The organism is Micromonospora sp. NBRC 107095, assembly GCF_030269705.1.
Classification (GTDB): Bacteria; Actinomycetota; Actinomycetes; order Mycobacteriales; family Micromonosporaceae; genus Micromonospora; species Micromonospora parva.
On sequence record NZ_BSTU01000004.1, the window covers coordinates 1 to 20,992 of the forward strand.

The window sequence follows — 20,992 nt, forward strand, 5'->3', positions numbered from 1 at the left end:
TCGTCCGCACCGTCGACGACGGCCGCGCCGTGGTCGCCAACATCGCCGGCACCACCACCGACACCGACGGTGCCATCCACTCCTTCGAGGGCGGGCACTACATCAGCGTCGTCGGCTACCGCGACGGTGGGAACGTGGTGAAGATCGCCGACTCCGCCAACCCCGACACCGCCTCCTACGACGTCACCGTCGAGCACCTCGCCGACTGGATCGCCACCCGCGGCTACGCCACCAGCTGACCCACAACACCGGCACACCAACACACCAGCACACAACCGAAGGGCCGGACCCCATCACGGGGCCCGGCCCTTCGGCGTATTTTCCATCAGTTGCCGGACGTATTGACAAGAGTCGACATACGGGTGACGCTGGAACCAAGAGAGCGCTCTCTCTTCTTGGGCTCACCAAGCCACCACCATGTCTGGCCAGGACACACTCCGCTGTCTTCGGCGGCGGCGCCGGAGCTGTCCCTGACCCGTCCTCCCGACAGGAGTCACACGATGGACAGGGCCGCACCCCTCTCCGGCATGCCCCGCCGACTGCGCCTCGCCACGGCGATCGGTGCACTACTGGTGCTCCTCGGCACGTACCTGGTCTCCGCCACCGACCGGGCCGACGCCGCCCCCGACCGAGCCGGCGCTGACTTCGGCGCCAACGCCATCCGGGTCGCCGAGTTCCCCGCCGACTGCACCTACAGCCACCGGTTGCCGGACGACCCGATCATCTTCCCCGGGCTGCCCGGGGCCTCGCACATGCACAGCTTCTTCGGCAGCACCGTGACGAACGCCAACACCACGCTCCCCGACCTGGTCAACTCCCCCACCACCTGCAATCCACGGGTGGACGTCTCGTCCTATTGGGTGCCGACCCTGTACCGGGACAACGTCGCGGTGGAGCCGGCGATCGCCACGTTCTACTACCTGGGCGAGGGCGTACGCGCTGACGTCGTCGCGAACACCCAGCCGTTCCCGCAGGGGCTGCGGCTCGTCGCCGGCAACGCGAAGGCCACCGGGCCGAACGACAGCATCGCCCGCTGGTCCTGCCTGCACGCCGGACACGTGCCGCCGTCGAAGGACTTCGTCAACTGCCCGTCCGGCACGATGCTGGAGTCGTACCTGGACTTCCCGCAGTGCTGGAACGGCCGCGACCTCGACTCACCGGACCACAAGAGCCACCTGGCGTACCCGGTGAACCAGGCCTGCCCGAGCACCCACCCCGTGCACGTGCCGAAGTTGCGGCAGGTGCTGCGGTACCCGGTCACCGGTGACCCGTCGCGGTTCCGGTTGGCCTCCGGGCCGGGCTACACCATGCACGGCGACTTCTTCAACGCCTGGCCGGTGGCCGAGCTGGCCCGTCGGGTCCAGGACTGCATCCGTCCCGTCATCAAGTGCGGTCACGACGGCCGACCGATCTGAGCGACCGGGTCACACCCGGCGGCGGGTCCGGTCATCCCCGGGCCCGCCGCCTCCGGTCCGACGAGCGTCGGACCTGGTAGAGCGGGGTGGGGAGGGAGTCGGATGCACCAGTCCAGGGCGGGTGCCCTGCTCGTCGCCGTGCTGCTCGTCGCGGGCTGCGGTGTCGGGCACCGGGCGCCGGCCGGCACACCACCCGTTACCACGCCACCGGCGACAGTCACGCCGACACCGTCGGGTACGGCGGGTTCGTTCAACCCGACCGACATCGCGTGGCTGCAACTGACCGCCGCCATGGCCGAACGGCTGCTGCCCGTACTCGATCTGGTGCCGGCGCGCACCACCGACCCGGCCTGGCGGCGAAGGGCCGCGCAGGTCGCGGCCGCCCAGCGCGCGGACCTGGACCACGCCCGTCGACTACTCGCCGAGGCCGGCGCGCCGACGACCAATCCGCACAAGGGGCACGACATGCCGGGCATGGTCACCGCCGAGCAGTTGGCGGCGCTGCGGTCGGCCACCGGGGCGCCGCTTCACCGTCTGCTCGCCGGGCACCTGCGGGCGCACCTGACGCAGTCGATCCGGATCGCCGCTGCGGAGCAGCAGAACGGAGTCCAGCCCGCGACCGTCGCGCTCGCTGCCGCCATAACCCGCAACGCCACCACCCACCTCACCCACCTCCCACCTGAACCCCACCCACCCGGGTGATCAAGAGTTTCGCGTCACGACACGCCGAGTGGGTCGACGCAAACCTCTTGATCACCGCCGCAGGGAGCCGGGAACAGGGGGTGGACAGGGCGGCGGGATGGTGAGGTCGCGGCCCTGCCAGCGGGAGCGGAGTCTGCGGTCGTGACTGGCGACGACGATCGCGCCCGGGCCGGCACCCAGGGCATCCTCCAGTTCGTCGCAGAGCGTCGGCGAGAGGTGGTTGGTGGGCTCGTCGAGCAGGAGCAGTTCCGGCGGGTCGGCGACGAGCACCGCGAGGGCGAGCCGACGGCGCTGCCCCACCGACAGGTCGGCCACCGGGCGGTCGAGGTCCGCCGGGGCGAGCAGGCCGAGCGACGACAGTGGTAGGGCAGCGGCCCGCCCCAGCCCGACGGCCGCGTCGAAGATCTGCCGGGCGGTCCGCCGCGCGTCCGCGAAGACGCCGTCCTGGGCGAGCAGGCCAACCCGCAGACCGGGTCGTCGCCAGAGCGCCCCGGCACCGGTCAGGGAGCCGGCGAGCACCGCGAGCAGGGTCGACTTGCCCGCCCCGTTGGGGCCGGTCACCAGCAGCCGATCGCGGGACCTGATCTCCAAGTGCGCCACCCGCAGTCGACCGGGAACCTCCAGTCGGTCCACGGTGACGATGGCCTCGTCGCTGTCGCCGACAGCGAGCACGCTCGTGTGGAAGCGCAACGGCTCCGACGGCACCGGAACGGGGTCACGCTCGATCGTCTCCAGTCGGCGGGTGGCGTCGCGGACGCGACGGGAGATCTGGTTCTGTACACGGCCGGCGGTGTGCCCGTACCCCATCTTCTCGCTGTCGCGCGGGCCGCGGCCGTGCGCGACCTGATGCCCGGTCACGGCGGCGGCCTCCCGAAGGTCGGCGAGGAGCGCCTGCTCGTCGTCGTAACGCCGACGCCACCGTTGCGCCTCGGCGCGCTTCGCCGCCAGGTAGGCGGTGTAGCCGCCGCCGAAGCGGACCGGTCCGTCGACCGCCGGGTCCAGGTCGATGAGATCGGTGCAGACCGCGTCCAGGAAGGCCCGGTCGTGACTGGCCACCACTACCACCCCGGGCATGCCGCGCAGCTGGTCCTCGCAGAACGCTGCCGCCGCGTCGTCGAGGTGGTTGGTGGGCTCGTCGAGCAGCAGCGCGGCCGGCCGGCGGATCAGCACCGCCGCGAGGGCGAGCCGGCCTCGTTGCCCGCCGGAGAGTGCGCCCACCGTCCGGTCGTGGGGCAGCGCGCCGAGGCCGAGGCCGTCGAGGACCGTCCAGGCCCGCCGATCGGCGTCCCAGGCGTCGCGGTCCTGCGCCCGCTCCAGAACGTCGCCGTACGCAGCCAGCAGCCGGTCGTGCTGCTCGCTGTCCCGTAGCGAATCGGCCAGCGCGACGCCGATCCGGTCCAGCTCGGCGAGGTCGGTACGCGCCTCGCGCAGCGCGTCGTCGAGGACCGCGGCGATGGTCGTGGATGGGCCGAAGGGCAGCTCCTGGTGCAGGAAGCCGACGTCCGGTGGGCTCGTGACGGTGCCGGAGTCGGGTACGTCGACACCGGCCAGGACCCGCAGCAGGGTCGTCTTGCCGGTGCCGTTCTCACCGATCAGGCCGATCCGGTGGCCGGGCGCGGCGGTCAGGGAGACGCCGTCGAGCACCCGGCGGTCGCCGCGGACCCGCACCAGGTCCTGGGCGATGAGAGCAGGTCGAACAGACATGGGAACCTCGGAGAACGACGATTCGGGCGCGCACACGGGCACCCGGTGGGAGCAGGACATGACGACGGGGGCCGCGACGACGGCGGCGCGATCACGCGCCCGTCGGCGGCCGGTCCGGGTGCTCACCCGGAGATGTCGTCGTCACCTGCCACGTCTGCTCCCTGTCTCCGGCAACTCGCGTCAGAGACTAGCTGACCGTTCGGCGGCCCCGGCTGACATGATCGACCGCCCTTCCCCGACCCCGTCGGCCGGACGAGCAGATCCTGACACGATCAGGCCGTTCGAGCACCTGCCCGAAGCGAGTCGATGGTGAGGTCGAGGACGGCTTCGAGGTGGTCGATCTTCCCGGTGGAGAGCAGCAGAAGCACACCGCCCTGGATGCCGGCGAGCAGCGCCGCGGCGGCCCGGTCGGCGTCGAGGTCTCCGGCGATGTCGCCGGTCGACTGCATGTGCCGGATGCCCTCGGTGATCGCCTTCTGCCAGCGCCACATCAGCCCGGTCACGATCGCCTGCGCGCCGGGCGCCCGCCGGCCGGTCTGGCCGAGCAGACCGTTGAGGGGGCACTTCACCCCCTGCGCCTGGTACCGCTCGATCAGCCGGTCCCGCCAGGCGAGCCAGGCCGGCCAGGTCGTCAGGTTGCTCAGCATCGGCTCCTGGTCGAGGAGCACCTGGTCCGCCTCGTGCTGCGCCACCGCGAGCAGGAGCCCCTCCTTCCCGTCCGGGAAGTAGTGGAAGAGCTGCCCCTTGCTGGTGCCGGTGTGGGCCATCACATCTTCGAGGCGTACCTCGTCGACGCCGCGCTCGCGGATCTCGGCGGCCGCGCCGGCGACGATGCGGGCCCGGGTCGCCTCGCCCTTGCGGGTCAACGCCCGTGTCATGGGACCTCCTGGTCTGGGGTGCGGGTCCGACCCTAGCTCGCCTTTTGGACTTGCAGGTCCATTTTTGCCGAGCAAAAGTCTGGAACACGCGGCCCACAGCGGGCCGACACCACGATCGGAAAGGCACCACCATGAACCACTACTACCTGCTCGGGCGGTCCGGTCTGCGGGTGAGCCGGCTGGCACTGGGCACCATGAACTTCGGCGTCGACGGGTTCCACGCCGCGTACGGCAGAACCGAACAGGAGGCCGAACCGATCTTCCGGCAGTACCTGGAGGCGGGCGGGAACTTCATCGACACGGCGGACTTCTACACCGCCGGCGAGAGCGAGAAGATCCTCGGCCGCCTGATCGAGCGGGCCGGCGTACGTGAGCGGCTCGTGCTCACCAGCAAGGCCACCAACACCGTCGACCCGTCCGACCCGAACGCCAGCGGCAACGGTCGCAAGCACATCATGCGGGCCGTGGAGGCGTCGCTGCGCCGGCTCGGCACCGACTACATCGACCTGTACCTGCTGCACACCTGGGACCGGATCACCCCGGTCGAGGAGGTCGTGCACACCTTCGACGACCTGGTGCGCTCCGGCAAGATCCGGTACGCCGGGCTGTCCGACGTCCCGGCCTGGTACGCGGCCCGGGCGCAGAGCTACGCCGAGGCGCACGGGCTGGCCCCGATGGTCAACGTGCAGTTGCCGTACTCGCTCGTCACCCGGGACATCGAGGCGGAGCACGTGACGATGGCGCAGAGCCTGGGCATGGGGCTCACCGCGTGGAGCCCCATCGGCGGAGGGCTGCTCAGCGGCAAGTACCGGCGGACCGCCGAGGGCATGAGCGGGGCCGGCCGCCTGACGAACCCCGACGCCGCGGGTCGGGAGATCAGCCCCAACGACTGGCAGGTGATCGAGACGCTGGAGAGCGTGGCCGCCGATCTCGGGCGCAGCATGGCGCAGGTGGCGATCAACTGGGTGGCCACCCAGCCCGCCGTCGGGTCGGTGGTCATCGGGGCCAGCGGCCCCGAACAGCTCGCCAGCAACCTCGGCGCGCTCGACTTCGAGATCCCGGCCGACGCCCGACGTCGGCTCGACGAGGCGAGCGCTCCGAAGCTGCCGCTGCTCTACGGCATGTTCACCCCGCAGTACCAGTCCTGGGTGGTGAGCCCCGGCCTCGGCATCGGCGACAAGCCCGCCGGCTACGCCCCGGCGGTGTTCAACGGCGCCGGGTCGCCCTCGTAGAGCGCGACGTACCGCCGTCGCCACTCGTCGCCGTCGACGCCGAGATTGAGGGTGTTGTGCTCGACCCCCAACTCCTTTGGCAGGGTGCACACCCGCAGCGGTATCGCGTTCGCGTCGGCGATCCGGCGCGGCAGGTGCACCGCCGCCCGGAGGTCCACCACGGCGTCGAGCGGGCTGATCGCGACAGCTGCGGTCCGCAGACCGGTCCGCCGGGGCGGATTCGGCAGGGTACGGGCGATCGTCAGGTACTGGGTGACGGCGGCGAGGGAGTATCCGCGCGACGTGACGCGGTCCCGCAGGACGTGGCGTCCGTACAGCACGATGAGCGGTTTGACCGCGTAGGCCGGTGCCTGTCGCGGGTTCGGGCCGAAGAACGGCGACAGCAACAACAGGTGCCGTACGACGTTGCCGGGCACCTGCGCAAGCCAGGTGGCCAGCACGGCACCGCCGGAGATCCCGACGACGCCCACCTCGTCGCCGAGGGCCGCCGCGACGGCCCAACCCTGCGCGGCGTACGTCGTCAGCTCACCGGCCTGGACCCGGTGGTGGGCCCGCCGGTCGACGGTGCCGTGCTGGGGGGCCCGCGGGATCCAGACGTTGTACCCACTGTCGAAGAACGCCTCGGCCAAACCCGCGTACTGGTCCGGCGCGAGGGTGTATCCGTGCAGCAACAGCACGGCCCGGTCGGTACGGGAACCGTGGCTCAGCAGGCGACTGCGCGACTCGGGCCGAATCTCCGGATCGGCCGCCTCGGCGGCGATGGTGGCCTCGGCGGCACGGATGGCCGTGTCGAAGTCAAGCGGTCGGGCCGGCGCGCCCGACAGCGCACGGCGGCCCACCGGCCAGAGGTAGAGCCCGGCGACCGCCGCCACGACCAGCGCCAACCCGCCGAGGAGAAGGGCGATGATCTCCGGCATGTCCAGATGCTGACAGCTGACGGGGTCCGCGCCGGCTGAGGGGTGCGCCCGGGTGACCGGGCGCACCCGGTCAGCTATTCCTGACTGTCCGCCGGCGCGAAGGCGACCCGGGAACGCAACTGCCGGAAGCCGGTCCGCTCCAACTCCGCAAGCACCCTCACCCGGTGCGACTCCACATCGGCGATGACCTCGCGGGCACCACCGGCGGCCAGCACCCGCACCGCCTCGGCCAGCAGCTCGGGCCGGGCCGCCTCGTCGAGCAGGCCGAGATAGGCGAGCAGGGGGTAGCAGGCATCTCCGGCGGTGCCGACCAACCCGACCGGGTCGCCGGCCGCCAGGGCGACGCGCCATTCCTCGGTGGCGTCGCCCAGCCAGGCCACCGGGTCGGTGGCGAGGTCGACACCGGCAACCACCCGCGCGATCTCGACGCCGGTCAGCACGTCCGGCTCGACGATCCTGGCTACCAGCGCGTTGATTTCCGCCACGTCGGCGGGCGGCCGGAAGTCGTAGCGCCCGGAGGACGCCGGCAACGGGGGGCCCGTCCAGGAGCACCGGATCCGCTCCCCCCGCTCGACCAGCCCGGCCAGCCGGGCGGCCGCCATCGGTGCGCGCACCACGGCCAACACCTCCGGCCGACGCCGCCAGTGCGCCGGCAGCGCGGCGTAGTAGAGACCGGGACCACCCAGCGCCTCGTGGGCGGCGCGCAACAGCTCGGCACCCACCTCCGGCTCGGCGTCCAGATCGAACCGGTCCAGCCAGGGGGCACCGACCGCACCCGGCGGCAGGAGCCAGGCGGCCCGGCCCACCAACCGCCCGGCGCGCAACGCGACCCAGGTGGTCTCGGGCCGGTAGCCGCCGCCAGCCACCCCGTCGGCGTACCCGACCTGGCGCAGCTGGGGCAGCGGATCGGGCATGGAGTCGAACAGATTTTCCTCGCCCGCGACGAGCGGACGAATGACCAGATCAGTCATGGGTTGGTCCTCCGGGAAGCGAGCGCCCCGGGTCAGATCCGCGCGGACGCCGGAGCGCGGAGGGGGCGCAGAACATCGGACATTGTTCTGACCTCCTTCCCGCTCGACGGCGTGCCCGACGACCATACGTAACGTGGGCGGCGACCCGCAACCGATCCTCACAGCGTCGGGTTGGTCTCCGCCCCCCGCTTATGGGCCTGCTGGTCGTACACGGTGATGCCGGCCAGGATCAACGCCGCCACGGCAGCCACCGCGACCGGCGGGAGCAGCACCATCACGGGGGCCGCCACGACCATCGCCAGCGCACCGTAGTACAGCGCCCGACACCGCGGTGCGTTCCGGCTCTCCCTCTCCAGGAAGCTACGACCGATCAGGAACAGCACCGGACCGCCGAAGACGATGGCCACCAGCGCCCAGTCGATCGGCGGGTGCGGATCCTCGATGATCTGCCCGAAGCCGACGGCGGTGCAGATGATGCCGCCGACGATCAACAGCAGGCTGTAGCTCGCCCACCGGGACAGCTGGATCCCCTCCCCGCTCGGGGACGCGGCACGGCCGGACCTGACGTGATAGAAGTAGATCCGCCAGAACGAGACGACCGCCACGAACGAGGCGACGAGGGTGATCGTCCCCGCGGTCGAGAAGCCGGGGAAGCTGACCGCGGCGCCGGATTCGAGCACCACCTCGGCGAGAGCGATCATGAAGAACTGGTTGTACCGCTCGGCGAGATGCTCCTGCGAGACGGTGACCCCCGAGGTGGTGAGCTGTTTCCTGCCCATGCGGGGCAGGGCGTAGGTGGTGGCGGCGCCGATCAGCTCGATGGCGAGAGCGAGTGTCCAGAAGACACCCCGACCGAGACCACCGCTGATGCCGCCACTGATCCACAGCACGCTGGACGCCAGGTGCCAGGCGAGCACCCGGACCGCGAACCCTCGGCCCGCGTGACCGCGCAGGGCGACCGTCAGGAAGAGCGGCCGGCCCACCTGGATGACCACGTAGGTGCAGGCGAAGACGACGCCGCGTTGGCCGAAGGCCTGTGGCAACGTGACAGCCAGCACCAGCGTGCCGAACATCGTCGCCAGCAGGACGACCTGCAGGTCGGGGCGGCGAGGGTCGTAGGTGCTCGCCAGCAGGGCGTTGAGCGACCAGATCATCCACATCGCGGTGAAGAAGAGGACGGTCTGGCCCGCCTCGGAGAGCAGCGTCTGCCGGACGATGGTCAGGTCGTCCGCGACCCGCCCGGCGAGGCGGGCCAGCGCGAAGACGTAGACGATGTCGAACAGCAGTTCCAGGACGGTCGCCGAGCGCGGGCTCCTGCTGTCCCCGAGCCCACGAAAGAACTCGGTGCGGGTCAGCACGGACGGCGGGGCAGCTCAGCCGGCCGGGGCAGCCGGCACGGACGCAGCGCGGTGGTGGCCCTGTTCCGCTGCCATCGCCCCCGAGCCTCCTCACCGACCAGTCCCGCCTGATCCCCTATCTGCGCACTTTATCCATCTTTATCGGGCTGTCGTCGCTGATGGCGGATACCGGGTCGGCGGTACGCCGGATCATCTGCTCCGTCACCCCGCGGTACGAGCCCGGGTCGACCGGGAACAGCCACTGCCGGGCCCGGGTCAGCGAGCCGAGGTTGAGCCCCAGTTCGTCGAGCACCTCGTCGATGTTGTGCATCGAGAACGGGATGATGTTCGTGCCGCGAGCGTGCCGTCCGTTGGTGCGTGCCGTCATCCAGGCCAGTCGGGCGCGCACCTCGTCACGCATCCGGTCCTCGGGTGGCAGGGTGATCCCACCCCGCAGGTACGCGGCCGTCCAGACCGCCGCCATCTCCGCGCTGAGCGGGCTGAAGAACGACGAGTTGTAGCCGGCGAACGTCAGCCGCGGCACGCCGAGCGGCAGGATCTGCCGGTAGAGCATGAAGTTGCCGGCGTCGTCCTGCAACCGGGCGTGCACCGCGTCGTCGAGGAACGGCACGCGCTGGCGGAAGCCGGTGCCACAGATCACCAGGTCGGCGGGGAGCACCGTGCCGTCGGCCAGGCGGGCGGTGGGCCGGCCACCGTCATCGACCAGCAACTCGGTGATCACCTGATCCCGGTGCACGACGATGCGGCCGTCGGTGACCCGCTCGAAGAAGCCCTCGGTGGCGAGGCTGACCGTGCTGCGGGCGATGTCCTCGAAGCTGCCGTTGGGCACCAGGCCCAGCTCGCGCAGCTTGAACTGCCGGGTCGCGACCGAGCCGACGCTGGTGACCATGCGCTGCCGCAGGCCGTTCCCCGGGCCGTGCAGGAACCGCTCGAAGCCCTTCAGGTGCAGGTAGCGGAAGAGTGCCTCACCCATCCGGGTGAGCAACAGGTACTTGTAGTTGAGCGCCCCACCGAGCTTGCGGGGCATCTTCCAGAGCAGTTCCCGGGCCACCACGTGGGTCTGGGCGGCGACCTCGCTCACCGGGACCGCCACGTCGCAGGCCGACTTGCCGTACCCGACCACCAGGACGTGCTGACCCCGGGCCGCCTCGACGTCGGGGAACTCCCCCGTCGCCAGTACGCGCCCTCCGGCGGCGGCGAAGGCCTCCTGGCCATCGAAGGACGGCACGAGCGGGTCGGAGAAGATGCCGTTGGCGACGATGAGGTGGTCGTACCGTTGCACCGTCAACGGCTCCTGGACGCCGGTCGGCCGGGACGTGACCAGCCACCCGGTCTCGTCGTTGACGAGTTCGGCGGAGACGACCTCCGTGGACAGGCGCAGCGCACTGGCCAGCCCGAACTTCTCCACGTAGGTCTCCAGGTACCGCTGGACCTGCTCGCCGGAGGGCCACTGCGGGTAGTGGGCGGGCATCGGCAGGTCGGAGAGGTGGTAGGTGCCCTTGTCGTTCTGGGTGGTCAGACCGGGGTACCGCCGGGTACGGCTCCACACCCCGCCGACGTCGGGCGCGCGCTCGAACACGGTGACGTCGAATCCGCTCTGTCGCAGCACCTTCGCTGCGCTCACACCGGCGAATCCGGCACCGACGACAGCAATCCTCATGGTCTCCTCCAAACGACGTGAACCCTGCGACGTGAACCCTGCGACGTGAAGCAGTGCCGGAAACCCGCGCCGACGCTGACCCGGCCCGCGGTGCTCGCACGCTAGCGAGCACGCCGGGACTGTCGCTATCCGCGCGACGCGGGCGCTGTCCGCGGTACGCGGCCGAACCCTCCTGCTGTCGGGTCGACGGCTTTCCGGACTGTTCCGGCCCGCGCACGCCTTACGGTCAGCGCGACAGGACGCCCGGGGAGGTGTCGAATGGATGCGGTGACGGTCCGGACGGACGACGTCGACCGGGCGCGCGCCGAGGTGGGCCGGGTCTTCTGTCCACACCGGCTCACCCCGCAGGCGGGCGTCCGCAGCGTGCGCCTGCGGATGGCGGCTCGCCGAGCGGGCGGGGTGGGTGTCATCGACCTCGACTACGGGCAGGCGGTCCGCATTCAACCGCCCGCGCTGGAGACCTTCTACCTCGTCCAGATCCCCAGCGCCGGCAGCACGCTGATCCGGCACGCCGGTCAGACCGTCACCTCGACCCCCGACGTCGCCTCGGTCCTGTCCCCGTACGACGCCTCGGACATGCGGTGGTCCGAGGGCTCTCCCCACCGGATCTTCTACGCCGACCGGCACGCCGTCGACCGGGAACTCGCCCGCCTGCTGGGCCGGCCGGTGGACGAGCCGGTCCGCCTGGACGTCGGCATGCTCATGAGCACGCCGACCGCGCAGGCGTGGGCGCGCGGGGTGGCGTTCCTCGCCGACGAGCTGTCACAGCCGGCGGACGCGTCCCTGTTCGACCACCCGCAGGTCGCCGCCCGTTTCGAGCAGGGGCTCATCGGCAAGCTGTTGCTGGCCCACCGGCACAGCCACTCCCACCTGCTCGCCGAACCGGACCAGCACGCCCGCCCCGGGCGTCTCGTCCGCCGGGCCTGCGCGCTGATCTCCGAACACCACGGCGAGGCGCTGACCGTCGGTGACGTCGCCGAAGCGCTGCGGGTGAGCGTACGAACGCTGCAGGACTGTTTCCGCCGTGAGTTGCAGACCACCCCGACCGCGTACCTGCGGACCTGCCGGCTCGACGCGGCGCACCGCACGCTCCGCGCGGCCGCACCGGGGGTCTCCGTGACGACTGTCGCTCTGCAACACGGCTTCGTGCACCTCGGCCGGTTCGCGACCGAGTACCGGAGCCGGTTCGGCGAGTCGCCGTCGACGACCCTGCGTCGGTGACGAGCCTCGCCCGTCCCGCCGGCGTGCCCTCATAAGGGGCGTTTCTGACTGCTGACCGCGCCTCGCCCGGTGCTTGCCTTGACGCCGACGACAAGGTTTAGCGTGGTCGCGACGGGCCGATGGAGGAGGTCAGATGCTCATTGGCGAGTTGGCTGAGCGGGCCGGCACGAGCCCTCGCACGCTGCGCTACTACGAGGCGCACGGGTTGGTACGGGCGCAGCGCTCCGCCAGCGGCTACCGCATCTACGACGAGGCGGAGCTGCGCGTCGTACGGGAGATCCGGGCACTGCTCGACGTCGGCTTCGGCCTCGACGATGTCCGTCCGTTCGTCGCCTGCCTGCGGGCCGGCAACAGCTCCGGCGACGTCTGCCCGGACTCGGTGGTGGTACTGCGGCGCAAGATCGCCGAGGTCGACGCCGTCATCGACCGGCTCGGCGCGGTGCGCCACCAACTGCACGGTCAACTCACCCACGCGATCGCCCACCGGGAGAAGACATGTCTCAGAAGTCGGAAGTAGGTTCGCTGGTCACCGTGACCGACGACACGTTCGCGGAGCTGGTGCTGGCCAGCGACCGGCCCGTGGTCGTCGACTTCTGGGCGGACTGGTGCCCGCCCTGCAAGGCCATCGAGAAGAGCCTCGTCGAACTGGCCCAGGAGTTCGGTGACCGGATGGTCGTGGCGAAGCTCAACTCCGACGAGAACCCGGTGGCGACCCGTAGCTACCGGGTGATGTCCCTCCCCACGCTGCTGGTGTTCCGTCAGGGCGAGGTGGTCGGCTCGACAGTGGGGTCCCGGCCGAAGACGTACCTGCGACAGACCCTGACCGCACAGGCCGGGTGGTAGCGGCCAGCAGCGCGCCCGGGGACAGCGTTCCCGGGCACCATCAGCCGCGGAAATCGTTATCCCGGTCCGGCCGGCCAGTCTCCTGAGGGGAGGCAGGTGGCGCAGTGTCCGTCATCGCCCCCGTCAGGTAGCGGTACGACCAGGTGAGGGAGTCGAGACGATGCACGCAACCGGCCCGGGTGAAGCGGACGCCGCGAGGGGAAGACGAGGCGTCCACGCGGAACCCCGACGCGGGACGCTCGGCCGCCTCCCGGTCGGCGCGCGGCGGCTGCTGTGGCCGCTCCTGGTGGCCGCCGTGGTCGCCGTACTGGTGACCGGTGTGATCGTCGTGGTGCAGCCGACCGGGCCGACGCCGGCCCCGGCGGCGACCCAGGCCCTCGACGCGTCCACGTCCCCGAGTTCGCCGCCCGGCGCGCCCAGGACGAGCGCACCCACCGCCACGGCGAGCCCGGCGGGCGCGACGCCGACCCCGACGCCGGCGGTGCGGCCGACAACCGGGCGTCCGGTGGTCCCGGCGGCCCCGGCGGTGACCTCGAAGCGCAAGGGCGTCGGGGTGTGGACCTTCGACGGTGTCAGCCAGGCGCTGGCCGACTCCGGGGCGAGCTGGTACTACACCTGGGACGTGAAGCACCAGGGCGTCACCAGCCCGCAGGGCACCGAGTTCGTCCCGATGATCTGGGGGGCGAAGAGCGTGACCGCGAGCAACCTGCAACAGGCCACGCAGAACGGCCGTTACCTGCTCGGCTTCAACGAGCCGGACCTGAAGGGCCAGGCCGAGATGACAGTCGAGCAGGCGTTGGAGCTGTGGCCGCGGTTGCAGGCCACCGGCCTGCCGCTGGGCAGCCCGGCGGTGGCCTGGGGCGGCGACCGGCCGGGCGAGTGGCTCGACCGGTTCATGGCCGGGGCGAAGCAGCGCGGCTACCGCGTCGACTTCATCGCCCTGCACTGGTACGGCGGCGACTTCACCACCGCCAACGCGGTCAACCAGCTCAGGTCGTACCTCCAGGCCGTGCACGACCGCTACGACCTGCCGGTCTGGCTCACCGAGTTCGCCCTGATCGACTTCTCCAACGGAGTCCGCTTCCCCACCCAGGCACAACAGGCCGCGTTCCTCACCGCGGCGACGAAGATGCTGGGTGGGCTGTCCTGGCTACAGCGGTACGCGTGGTTCGGCCTGCCCGCCACCGACAAGGACCAGACCGGGCTGTTCCGCACCGGCGGCACGGCCACCGCCGTCGGTCGCGCCTACCAGGCGGCGCGCTGACCTACGCCGCGTCGACGTGGTCCCGCCAGGAGTGCTGCGGCTCGTAGCCCAGCACCCGGCGGGCCTTGTCGATGCTGAGCAGGGTCTCGTGCTCGCCCAGCGCCTTGCGGATCTCGACGTCCGGGTAGACCTCGGCCATCAGGCTGGCGCTGGAGCGGGTCATGACGGTGTCGGCGTTGGCGATGATGAACACGTCGGCGCCGGGTTGGTCGTACGCGAGCGCCCGCTCGACGGCCTGGGCTCCGTCGCGGGCGTCGATGTAGCCCCACAGGTTCCACCGGCGCAGTTGCGGGTCGGCGTCGAAGGTGGGGAACGGCGCGTAGTCCTCGACGTCCATCACGTTGGAGAAGCGCAGACCCACCGTGACCAGCTCCGGGTCCCATCGGCAGAAGTGCCGGGCCATTTCCTCCTCCAGTGCCTTGTTGAGCGAGTACGTCGACTCGGGCCGGGGCGCGTACTCCTCGTCGACCGGCGCGTACGGCGGCGGGGTGTCGAACGGCAGGCCGAGCACCGTCTCGCTGGACGCCCACACGACCCGTTTGATGCCGGCGGCCCGGGCGGCGGCGAACACGTTGTACGTCGCGGCGGAGTTGTTCGCGAAGGTGGTCGCGTTGGACATCAGCCCGGGGGCCGGCACCGCCGCCAGGTGCACGATCGCGTCGACGCCGCCCGCGTGCTCGTCGGCACCTCCGGTGAACGCCTCCACCACCTGCCCGTAGTCGGTCAGGTCGGCCAGCAGGAACTCGCCGTTCACGTCGCGCGGGTCGCGCCCACCGGCGCGGTCAACCGCCAACACGTCGACGCCGACGGCGCGCAGGTGGGTGACCACGGCTCGGCCGAGCTTGCCGGCGGCCCCGGTGACGACGACACGCCTGGGCAGTGCGGAATTGCTCATGACCACATCTTCGTCGCCGCCGGCGTCGCTCCGGCAGCCGGGTGCGCCACGCCCTGATCACGATCCGAGCGCGATCGGGGCGGCGGGTGCGTAACGTGCAGGGGTAAACGTTGTCGCGACGAGGAGACTTCATGTCCAAGCCACCGCTTCCCGAGGCCGCGGTCGCCATGCTCCAGAAGCCGAACCCCGCCGTCATCACCACCCTGCGCAACGGTGGCCAGCCGGTCTCCGCCGCCACCTGGTACCTGTGGGAGGACGGCCGGATCCTGGTGAACATGGACGAGAGCCGCCGCCGGCTGGAGCACGTCCGCAACGACCCCCGGGTGTCGCTCACCGTGCTCGACGAGGCTGGCTGGTACACCCACGTCAGCATCATCGGGCACGTCACCGAACTGCGCCCCGACGAGGGTCTCGCGGACATCGACCGGCTGTCGAAGCACTACACGGGCAACGCGTACCCACGGCGGGAGCGCGCCCGGGTCAGCGCCCTGATCGAGATCGACCGCTGGCACGGCTGGGGCGAGCAGAAGGACAACAACCAGGTCGGCTGACGTCGACCACCCGCCCTGTCGCCGCTGACCGTAGCCGTCAGCGGCGACAGGGCACTGCCGGTCAGGGGGTCAGTGTCGCGGCGGACCGGGTGCGGGCGCGGGTCACCAGGTAACCGAAGGCCGCCGCGGTGAAGAACATGACGATGCCGTAGACGGCGCCCGGGATCGCCATCTGAGTGCTGTTGAGCAGCGCCGGGCTGAGCGCGATGGTGATGGCCAGCGTGCTGTTGTGGATGCCGATCTCGAATCCGGCGGCCGTCGCGGCGCTGCGGTCCACACCGGCGAGGCGCGGCACCCCGTACCCGATGGCGAGGCTGAGCAGGTTGAAGGCGAGCACGGCCAGGCCGACCGAGACGAAGTAGTCGGCGATGTTCTCCCGCTCGCCGAGCACGGCACCGGCGATCACCGCGACGAGGACGACGACGGACAGGATCCGGACCGGGCGGTTCAGCCGCTCGGCCACGTGCGGCATCCGTGCCCGGATGAGCATGCCGATCGCGACCGGGACCAGCACGATGGCGAAGACCTGCAGCACCTTGTCGAACTGCAGGCCGATACTGCGCCCGTCGGGCAGGAAGTACGCCGCCGACAGGTTGACCAGGATCGGCAGGGTGAACACGGCGAGCACCGAGTTGATGGCGGTCAGGGTGATGTTCAGGGCCACGTGGCCGCCGAACAGGTGGCTGTAGAGGTTGGCCGTGGTGCCGCCCGGCGAGGCGGCCAGCAGCATCATGCCGACGGCCAACTCGGGTGCGAGGTCGAAGGCGAGCACGAGGCAGAAGCAGAGCGCCGGCAGCACCAGCACCTGACAGACCAGGGCGATGACGGCGGCTCGTGGATGGTGGGCCACCCGGCGGAAGTCCGCCATGGTCAGTCCGAGACCGAGACCGAGCATGATGATGCCGAGGGCGACGGGCAGTCCGATCAGAGTCACGGCGGAGTCCATGGCACAACATCGTTACCATCCGGTAACGCCGTCACAATCCCCCATGTGGCTGGCGGCTCTTGACCCCGGACGGTGACCGGCTTAACTTCATCAATCAGATAACTCTCTTTACTAATTCTGTCTGATGTCTCGTGGGAGTGTGCCGATGCGACCATTCCGTCACCGCCGTCTCACCGCCGTCGTCGCCCTGGCGACGATGCTGGTCACCGCCGCCCCACCGGCCGCCGCGAACGCGGGTGGAAAGGCGGACCGCGGTGGCTACCACCGGGTCGGCTACTTCACCCAGTGGGGCATCTACGGCCGGGCCTTCCCGGTCAAGAAACTCGACACCTCCGGAGCGGCGAGCCGCCTCACCCACCTCAACTACGCCTTCGGCAACGTCAGCGAGGACGGCCGCTGCTTCGTGGACGGTGGGCCGGGCGAGGGCGACGCCTGGGCCGACTACCAGCGGCCCGTCCCGGCCGAGGAGAGCGTCGACGGTGTCGCCGACGCCCCCGGCCAGGCGCTCAACGGCAACTTCAACCAGCTCGCCAAGCTCAAGGCCAGGCACCCCAAGCTGCAGGTGCTGATCTCGCTGGGCGGTTGGAGTTGGTCGACGTACTTCTCGAACGCGGCCCGCACCGACGCCTCCCGCAAGGCGTTCGTCGCGTCCTGCATCGACCTCTATCTCAAGGGCAACCTCCCGGGCAGCACCCCGGGCGCCGCAGCCGGTGTCTTCGACGGCATCGACCTCGACTGGGAGTGGCCCGGCTCCGAGGGTGAGCCCGGCAACGTCATCCGCCCGGAGGACCGGGAGAACTTCACGAAACTGCTTGCCGAGTTCCGCCGGCAACTCGACGCGTACGGGCGCACGACCCGCGCGCACCACCCGCTGACCGCGTTCCTGCCGGCCAGCCCGGCCACCATGGACGCCGGCTACGAGGGCCGCAAGATCTTCAAGTACCTGGACTTCGCCACCGTGCAGGGGTACGACTTCCACGGCGGCTGGGACGCGCGGGCCAACCAGCAGTCGGCGCTTCGCGTCCCGGCGGGCGCACCCGACAACCCGGACTTCTCCGTCGAGGTGGCCATCGACGGGTGGATCACCCGTGGCGCGCCACGGGGCAAGCTCGTGCTCGGCATCCCCTACTACGGTCGCGGCTGGACCGGCATCACCGGCGGCGGCAACGGCCTGTTCCAGCCGGCCACCGGGCCCGCGCCGGCCACTTTCGAAGCCGGGTACGAGGACTACAAGAAGCTCAGGACGCTGGCCGGCAACGGCTACACCGTGCACCGCGACCTGCGCGCCGGACACGCCTGGTTGTTCGACGGTACGACGTTGTGGACGTACGACGACCCGGCGGTGGTGTTGCAGAAGACGCTCTACATCCGACGTGCCGGCCTGGCCGGTGCCATGATCTGGTCCCTCGACGGCGACGACGACAACGCCACCCTGACCAAGACGATCGGCCTCGGCCTGACGACCTGGTAGGCGTACCCGATCCCTGCGGCCCGTCGCCGACCGACTCCTCGGCCGGCGGCGGGCCGGTCAGCCCTGCGGGGCTGTCATAGACTCCGGCCACTGCGAGGTTGTGCCCGAGAAGGGAAACACGACTCATGGCCCCATCGATGCGTCCAGTCCGGAAGGTCCCCGCCAGACGCCTGGCGAGTGCCGCCACGATCGCCCTCCTGCTCGGCACGACTCCCCTGCTCGGTGGCACACCTGCCGCGAGCGCCGCCCCGCCCTCCCGGTGCAGCGACGACCCGACCGCCCGGTTGGGCACCGTGCCCAGCCCGGAGACCGTGCTCGGCTTCCCGCTCGGCGCGGGTCAGGAGCGGGTCGTCACCAACGACGAGGTCCGCACCTACCTCGGGGCCGTCGACAGCGCCTCGAACCGGGTCGTCACCGGCGTGATGACCACCAGTGTGCTCGGCCAACCGCTGCCGTACGCGGTGGTGTCCAACGAACGTCACGTGCGGCCCGCCGCGCTGCGCAAGATCGCCGACGACGTCCGGGACCTGCGCGACCCGCGCCGGACCAGCGCGCGGACGGCCGCCCGGACGGCGAAGGACAGCCCGGCCATCGTCTGGGTCACCGCGAACGTGCACGGGGGCGAGAAGAGCGGCGCGGACGCGGCGCTCAAGACGCTGTACGAGTTGGCGGCCGGTCTGTCCTGCGCGGTCGCCGAGCGCAACGACAACCTGGTCACCATCATCGTCCCCACCCAGAACCCCGACGGCCGCGACGCCACCCGGCGGCAGAACGAGTTCGGCTTCGACCTGAACCGGGACTGGTTCGCCCGCACCCAGCAGGAAACCGACGGCAAGCTCGAACTGCTGCGCCGCTACCCGCCGCAGGTCTTCATCGACGCGCACGAGATGGGTGGCCGGCAGTACTTCTTCCCGCCCAACGCCGACCCGATCCACCACGAGATCGCCGGCGAGGCGGTGGACTGGATCAACCGGATCGGCGAGGCCAACAAGGCCGGCTTCGGCTTCAACGGGGCCTGCGACGACACGGTCACCACCGAGTGCTACTTCAACTACGACACGTACGACATGTTCTTCATGGGCTACGGCGACACCGTGCCGACCACCGGCTTCGGTGCGGCCGGCATGACGTACGAGAAGGGCAGCGCGTCGGCGGTGGCCGACCGGGTCCAGCAGCAGTTCCACACCCAGTGGTCGACGCTCGGCTGGGCCGCCGCGCACAAGCGTGAGGTGCTGGACGGCTACTTCGACATCTGGACCGACGCGCTCGCCCAGGGCCGGGCGGGCACGCTGGAGCCGAACGAGGTGGTGCAGCCCACCAACGAGGTCCAGTTCCCGGTGCCGGACGTCAAGATCCGTTCGTACTTCCTGCTGCCCGACCGGCAGCTCGCCGACGTCCGCCAACTCGTCGAACGGCTGCGCCGGATGGACGTCGAGGTGTACGAGGTGCAGAAGCCGACCCGGGTGCCCACCGCGCGGGTCTTCGGCGGGCGCAGCGCCACCAACGTGACGGTGCCCCGGGGCGCGTACTGGATCCCGATGGACCAGCCGCAGAAGCACTGGATCCAGGCCGTCATGGGTGAGGACCCGTACGTCCCGTTCCCGTACTTCTACGACGTGTCGTCCTGGAGCAATCCGCTGCTGATGGGCGTCAACACCATCTACACCGCGGACGCCGTGCGGCCGAAGGCCCAACTGGTCCGCGAGGTCTCCGGCGGTCGCACCGGCACGGCGTGGCCCTGGGGGTCGTACACGTACCCGCTGGACTCGGCAGCCGCCGCGGAGCTCACCTTCACCCTGCTCGGCCGGGGCGTCCCAGTGCTCCGCGACCTCACCACCGGCACCGTCGCCATCCCGGCGGCCACGGTGAACCGGACGGTCGACGGGCTGGCCGAATCCCTCGGGGTGACCCTCACCCCGGGCGGTCGACCGACCGGCACCCGCCTCGACCTGCCCGACGTGGGGTTGTTCCAGGGCACCGGCATCTCCACCACGTCGGGCTCGCACGGCGAGGCCCGCTACGTGCTCGGCAAGCGGTGGGGGCTGGACCTCAAGCCGGTCACCACTGCCGACATCAACGACAACACCGAGGCGTTCACCGGGCGTACCGTGCTGCTGGTGCCGGACGGCAGCAACCCGACCGGCGGTCTGACCGCCGCCGGGCAGGCCAACCTGCGCGAGTGGATCGCCCAGGGCCACACCTACGTGGGGCTGCGCAACGAGGGCACCCGGCTGGCCCGCGCCGCCGGGCTCACCTCCACCACGGAGAAGACCAAACCGGCCGACTACCTGGTGATCGGCTCACACCTGCGGGTCGACGTCGACACCGACAGCCCGGTCGCGTCGGGTCGCCCGGCGGAGGACTTCGAGTTCAACAACAGCGACCCGATCCTCACCCCGAGCAGCACCGGGACGAACGTGCTCAGCTACCCGACCGGTGACACCTTCTGGGCCAACGGCTACACCGTCGGGGCGGAGACACTGAAGGGCACGGCGGCCGTCGTCGACGAGCCGACCGGAGCCGGTCGGGCGGTGCTGTTCGCGTTCAATCCGCTCTTCCGCGCGTACAACGAAAGTGGTCTGCACCTGGTCGCCAACGCGCTGCTCTACCCGCCCGGCGCACCGGACGCCCGACGCGCGCCGGGCATCGACGCGGCGCGCGCCAGCGCCGCCGCCGCGCCGGCGGCCCCGGACCTGGGTGGCGGTTGGCGGCCGATCACCGTCGAGGTCGCGGCGGCGGACCTGCCCCGCACCAGGACGATCGTCGAACGCTTCACGTCCACCGCCCAGACGTCCGTGAAGGACAGCTCGGCGTACGTCGTGATCCCGAACCCGCAGGGCCTCCAGGCGGACGAACATCCGTTCACGAATGATCTGGTACGCGCGCTGCGCAACGCCGGGGTGCCGCTGCGGTCGGTGGTCGCCTGACCGACATTCCGGCGGGCACGGCGTTGCCCCGACGAGC

Annotated in this window: 19 protein-coding genes; 11 read left to right on the forward strand and 8 right to left on the reverse strand. The window is 70.9% G+C overall.

Annotated elements, in window-relative coordinates; genetic code table 11:
• The 3 genes from QSK15_RS19990 to QSK15_RS20000 form a co-directional block, all read left to right on the forward strand.
• Positions 1 to 239 (forward strand): C39 family peptidase (locus QSK15_RS19990; protein ID WP_285795668.1); only part of this gene is annotated, 239 nt, incomplete at its 5' end.
• A 261-nt stretch (positions 240 to 500) separates the two neighbouring features.
• Complete coding sequence (locus tag QSK15_RS19995; protein ID WP_285795669.1) at positions 501 to 1,415, forward strand: DUF1996 domain-containing protein; 915 nt, start codon at positions 501 to 503, stop codon at positions 1,413 to 1,415.
• Between the two features lie 102 nt (positions 1,416 to 1,517).
• A complete protein-coding gene (locus QSK15_RS20000) occupies positions 1,518 to 2,117 on the forward strand; it encodes a DUF305 domain-containing protein (protein WP_285795670.1) in 600 nt (199 codons plus the stop codon).
• 51 nt (positions 2,118 to 2,168) lie between these two features.
• On the opposite strand, the gene QSK15_RS20005 is transcribed toward QSK15_RS20000, so the two are convergent.
• Positions 2,169 to 3,821 carry an ABC-F family ATP-binding cassette domain-containing protein gene (locus QSK15_RS20005; RefSeq protein ID WP_285795671.1) on the reverse strand — a complete coding sequence of 551 codons (1,653 nt, stop codon included), beginning with the start codon at positions 3,819 to 3,821 and terminating at the stop codon, positions 2,169 to 2,171.
• A 272-nt stretch (positions 3,822 to 4,093) separates the two neighbouring features.
• The gene (locus QSK15_RS20010) at positions 4,094 to 4,699 is read right to left on the reverse strand and encodes a TetR/AcrR family transcriptional regulator (protein ID WP_285795672.1); all 606 of its coding nucleotides are present in this window, start codon (positions 4,697 to 4,699) and stop codon (positions 4,094 to 4,096) included.
• Between the two features lie 131 nt (positions 4,700 to 4,830).
• Between QSK15_RS20010 and QSK15_RS20015 the strand changes: the two genes are divergently transcribed.
• Positions 4,831 to 5,931, forward strand: coding sequence for an aldo/keto reductase (locus QSK15_RS20015; protein WP_285795673.1), 1,101 nt, complete (start codon positions 4,831 to 4,833; stop codon positions 5,929 to 5,931).
• On the opposite strand, the gene QSK15_RS20020 is transcribed toward QSK15_RS20015, so the two are convergent.
• The 4 genes from QSK15_RS20020 to QSK15_RS20035 form a co-directional block, all read right to left on the reverse strand.
• Complete coding sequence (locus QSK15_RS20020; RefSeq protein ID WP_285795674.1) at positions 5,889 to 6,848, reverse strand: alpha/beta hydrolase; 960 nt, start codon at positions 6,846 to 6,848, stop codon at positions 5,889 to 5,891. The genes QSK15_RS20015 and QSK15_RS20020 overlap by 43 nt on opposite strands.
• A gap of 74 nt (positions 6,849 to 6,922) precedes the next feature.
• Positions 6,923 to 7,819: an acetyltransferase gene (locus QSK15_RS20025; protein WP_285795675.1), complete on the reverse strand. Its 897-nt coding sequence runs from the start codon at positions 7,817 to 7,819 to the stop codon at positions 6,923 to 6,925.
• A gap of 158 nt (positions 7,820 to 7,977) precedes the next feature.
• Positions 7,978 to 9,177 (reverse strand): low temperature requirement protein A, encoded by a 1,200-nt coding sequence (locus tag QSK15_RS20030; RefSeq protein WP_285795676.1) that lies wholly within the window; start codon positions 9,175 to 9,177, stop codon positions 7,978 to 7,980.
• 115 nt (positions 9,178 to 9,292) lie between these two features.
• The gene (locus tag QSK15_RS20035) at positions 9,293 to 10,837 is read right to left on the reverse strand and encodes a flavin-containing monooxygenase (RefSeq protein ID WP_285795677.1); all 1,545 of its coding nucleotides are present in this window, start codon (positions 10,835 to 10,837) and stop codon (positions 9,293 to 9,295) included.
• A gap of 267 nt (positions 10,838 to 11,104) precedes the next feature.
• Here QSK15_RS20035 and QSK15_RS20040 point away from each other — a divergent pair, with 267 nt between their 5' ends.
• From QSK15_RS20040 to QSK15_RS20055, 4 genes are all read left to right on the forward strand, one after another.
• Positions 11,105 to 12,058, forward strand: a complete 954-nt coding sequence (locus QSK15_RS20040) for an AraC family transcriptional regulator (RefSeq protein ID WP_285795678.1) — start codon at positions 11,105 to 11,107, stop codon at positions 12,056 to 12,058.
• 133 nt (positions 12,059 to 12,191) lie between these two features.
• Entirely contained in the window at positions 12,192 to 12,575 is a 384-nt protein-coding gene (locus QSK15_RS20045) for a MerR family transcriptional regulator (protein WP_285795679.1), read from the forward strand.
• Between the two features lie 14 nt (positions 12,576 to 12,589).
• A complete protein-coding gene (trxA, locus tag QSK15_RS20050) occupies positions 12,590 to 12,901 on the forward strand; it encodes a thioredoxin (RefSeq protein ID WP_449892765.1) in 312 nt (103 codons plus the stop codon).
• Between the two features lie 295 nt (positions 12,902 to 13,196).
• Positions 13,197 to 14,165 carry a glycoside hydrolase family protein gene (locus QSK15_RS20055; protein ID WP_285795681.1) on the forward strand — a complete coding sequence of 323 codons (969 nt, stop codon included), beginning with the start codon at positions 13,197 to 13,199 and terminating at the stop codon, positions 14,163 to 14,165.
• A 1-nt stretch (position 14,166) separates the two neighbouring features.
• Here the strand turns inward: QSK15_RS20055 and QSK15_RS20060 are convergent, their stop codons facing one another.
• Entirely contained in the window at positions 14,167 to 15,060 is an 894-nt protein-coding gene (locus tag QSK15_RS20060) for an NAD-dependent epimerase/dehydratase family protein (RefSeq protein WP_285795682.1), read from the reverse strand.
• Positions 15,061 to 15,191: 131 nt separating this feature from the next.
• Here QSK15_RS20060 and QSK15_RS20065 point away from each other — a divergent pair, with 131 nt between their 5' ends.
• Positions 15,192 to 15,611: a PPOX class F420-dependent oxidoreductase gene (locus QSK15_RS20065; RefSeq protein WP_285795683.1), complete on the forward strand. Its 420-nt coding sequence runs from the start codon at positions 15,192 to 15,194 to the stop codon at positions 15,609 to 15,611.
• A gap of 61 nt (positions 15,612 to 15,672) precedes the next feature.
• Here the strand turns inward: QSK15_RS20065 and QSK15_RS20070 are convergent, their stop codons facing one another.
• Positions 15,673 to 16,557: a bile acid:sodium symporter family protein gene (locus tag QSK15_RS20070; RefSeq protein WP_285795684.1), complete on the reverse strand. Its 885-nt coding sequence runs from the start codon at positions 16,555 to 16,557 to the stop codon at positions 15,673 to 15,675.
• Positions 16,558 to 16,702: 145 nt separating this feature from the next.
• Here QSK15_RS20070 and QSK15_RS20075 point away from each other — a divergent pair, with 145 nt between their 5' ends.
• Positions 16,703 to 18,028 (forward strand): glycoside hydrolase family 18 protein, encoded by a 1,326-nt coding sequence (locus QSK15_RS20075; protein ID WP_285795685.1) that lies wholly within the window; start codon positions 16,703 to 16,705, stop codon positions 18,026 to 18,028.
• A 137-nt stretch (positions 18,029 to 18,165) separates the two neighbouring features.
• Entirely contained in the window at positions 18,166 to 20,955 is a 2,790-nt protein-coding gene (locus QSK15_RS20080) for a M14 family zinc carboxypeptidase (RefSeq protein ID WP_285795686.1), read from the forward strand.
• The last annotated feature ends 37 nt before the right edge of the window (positions 20,956 to 20,992 follow it).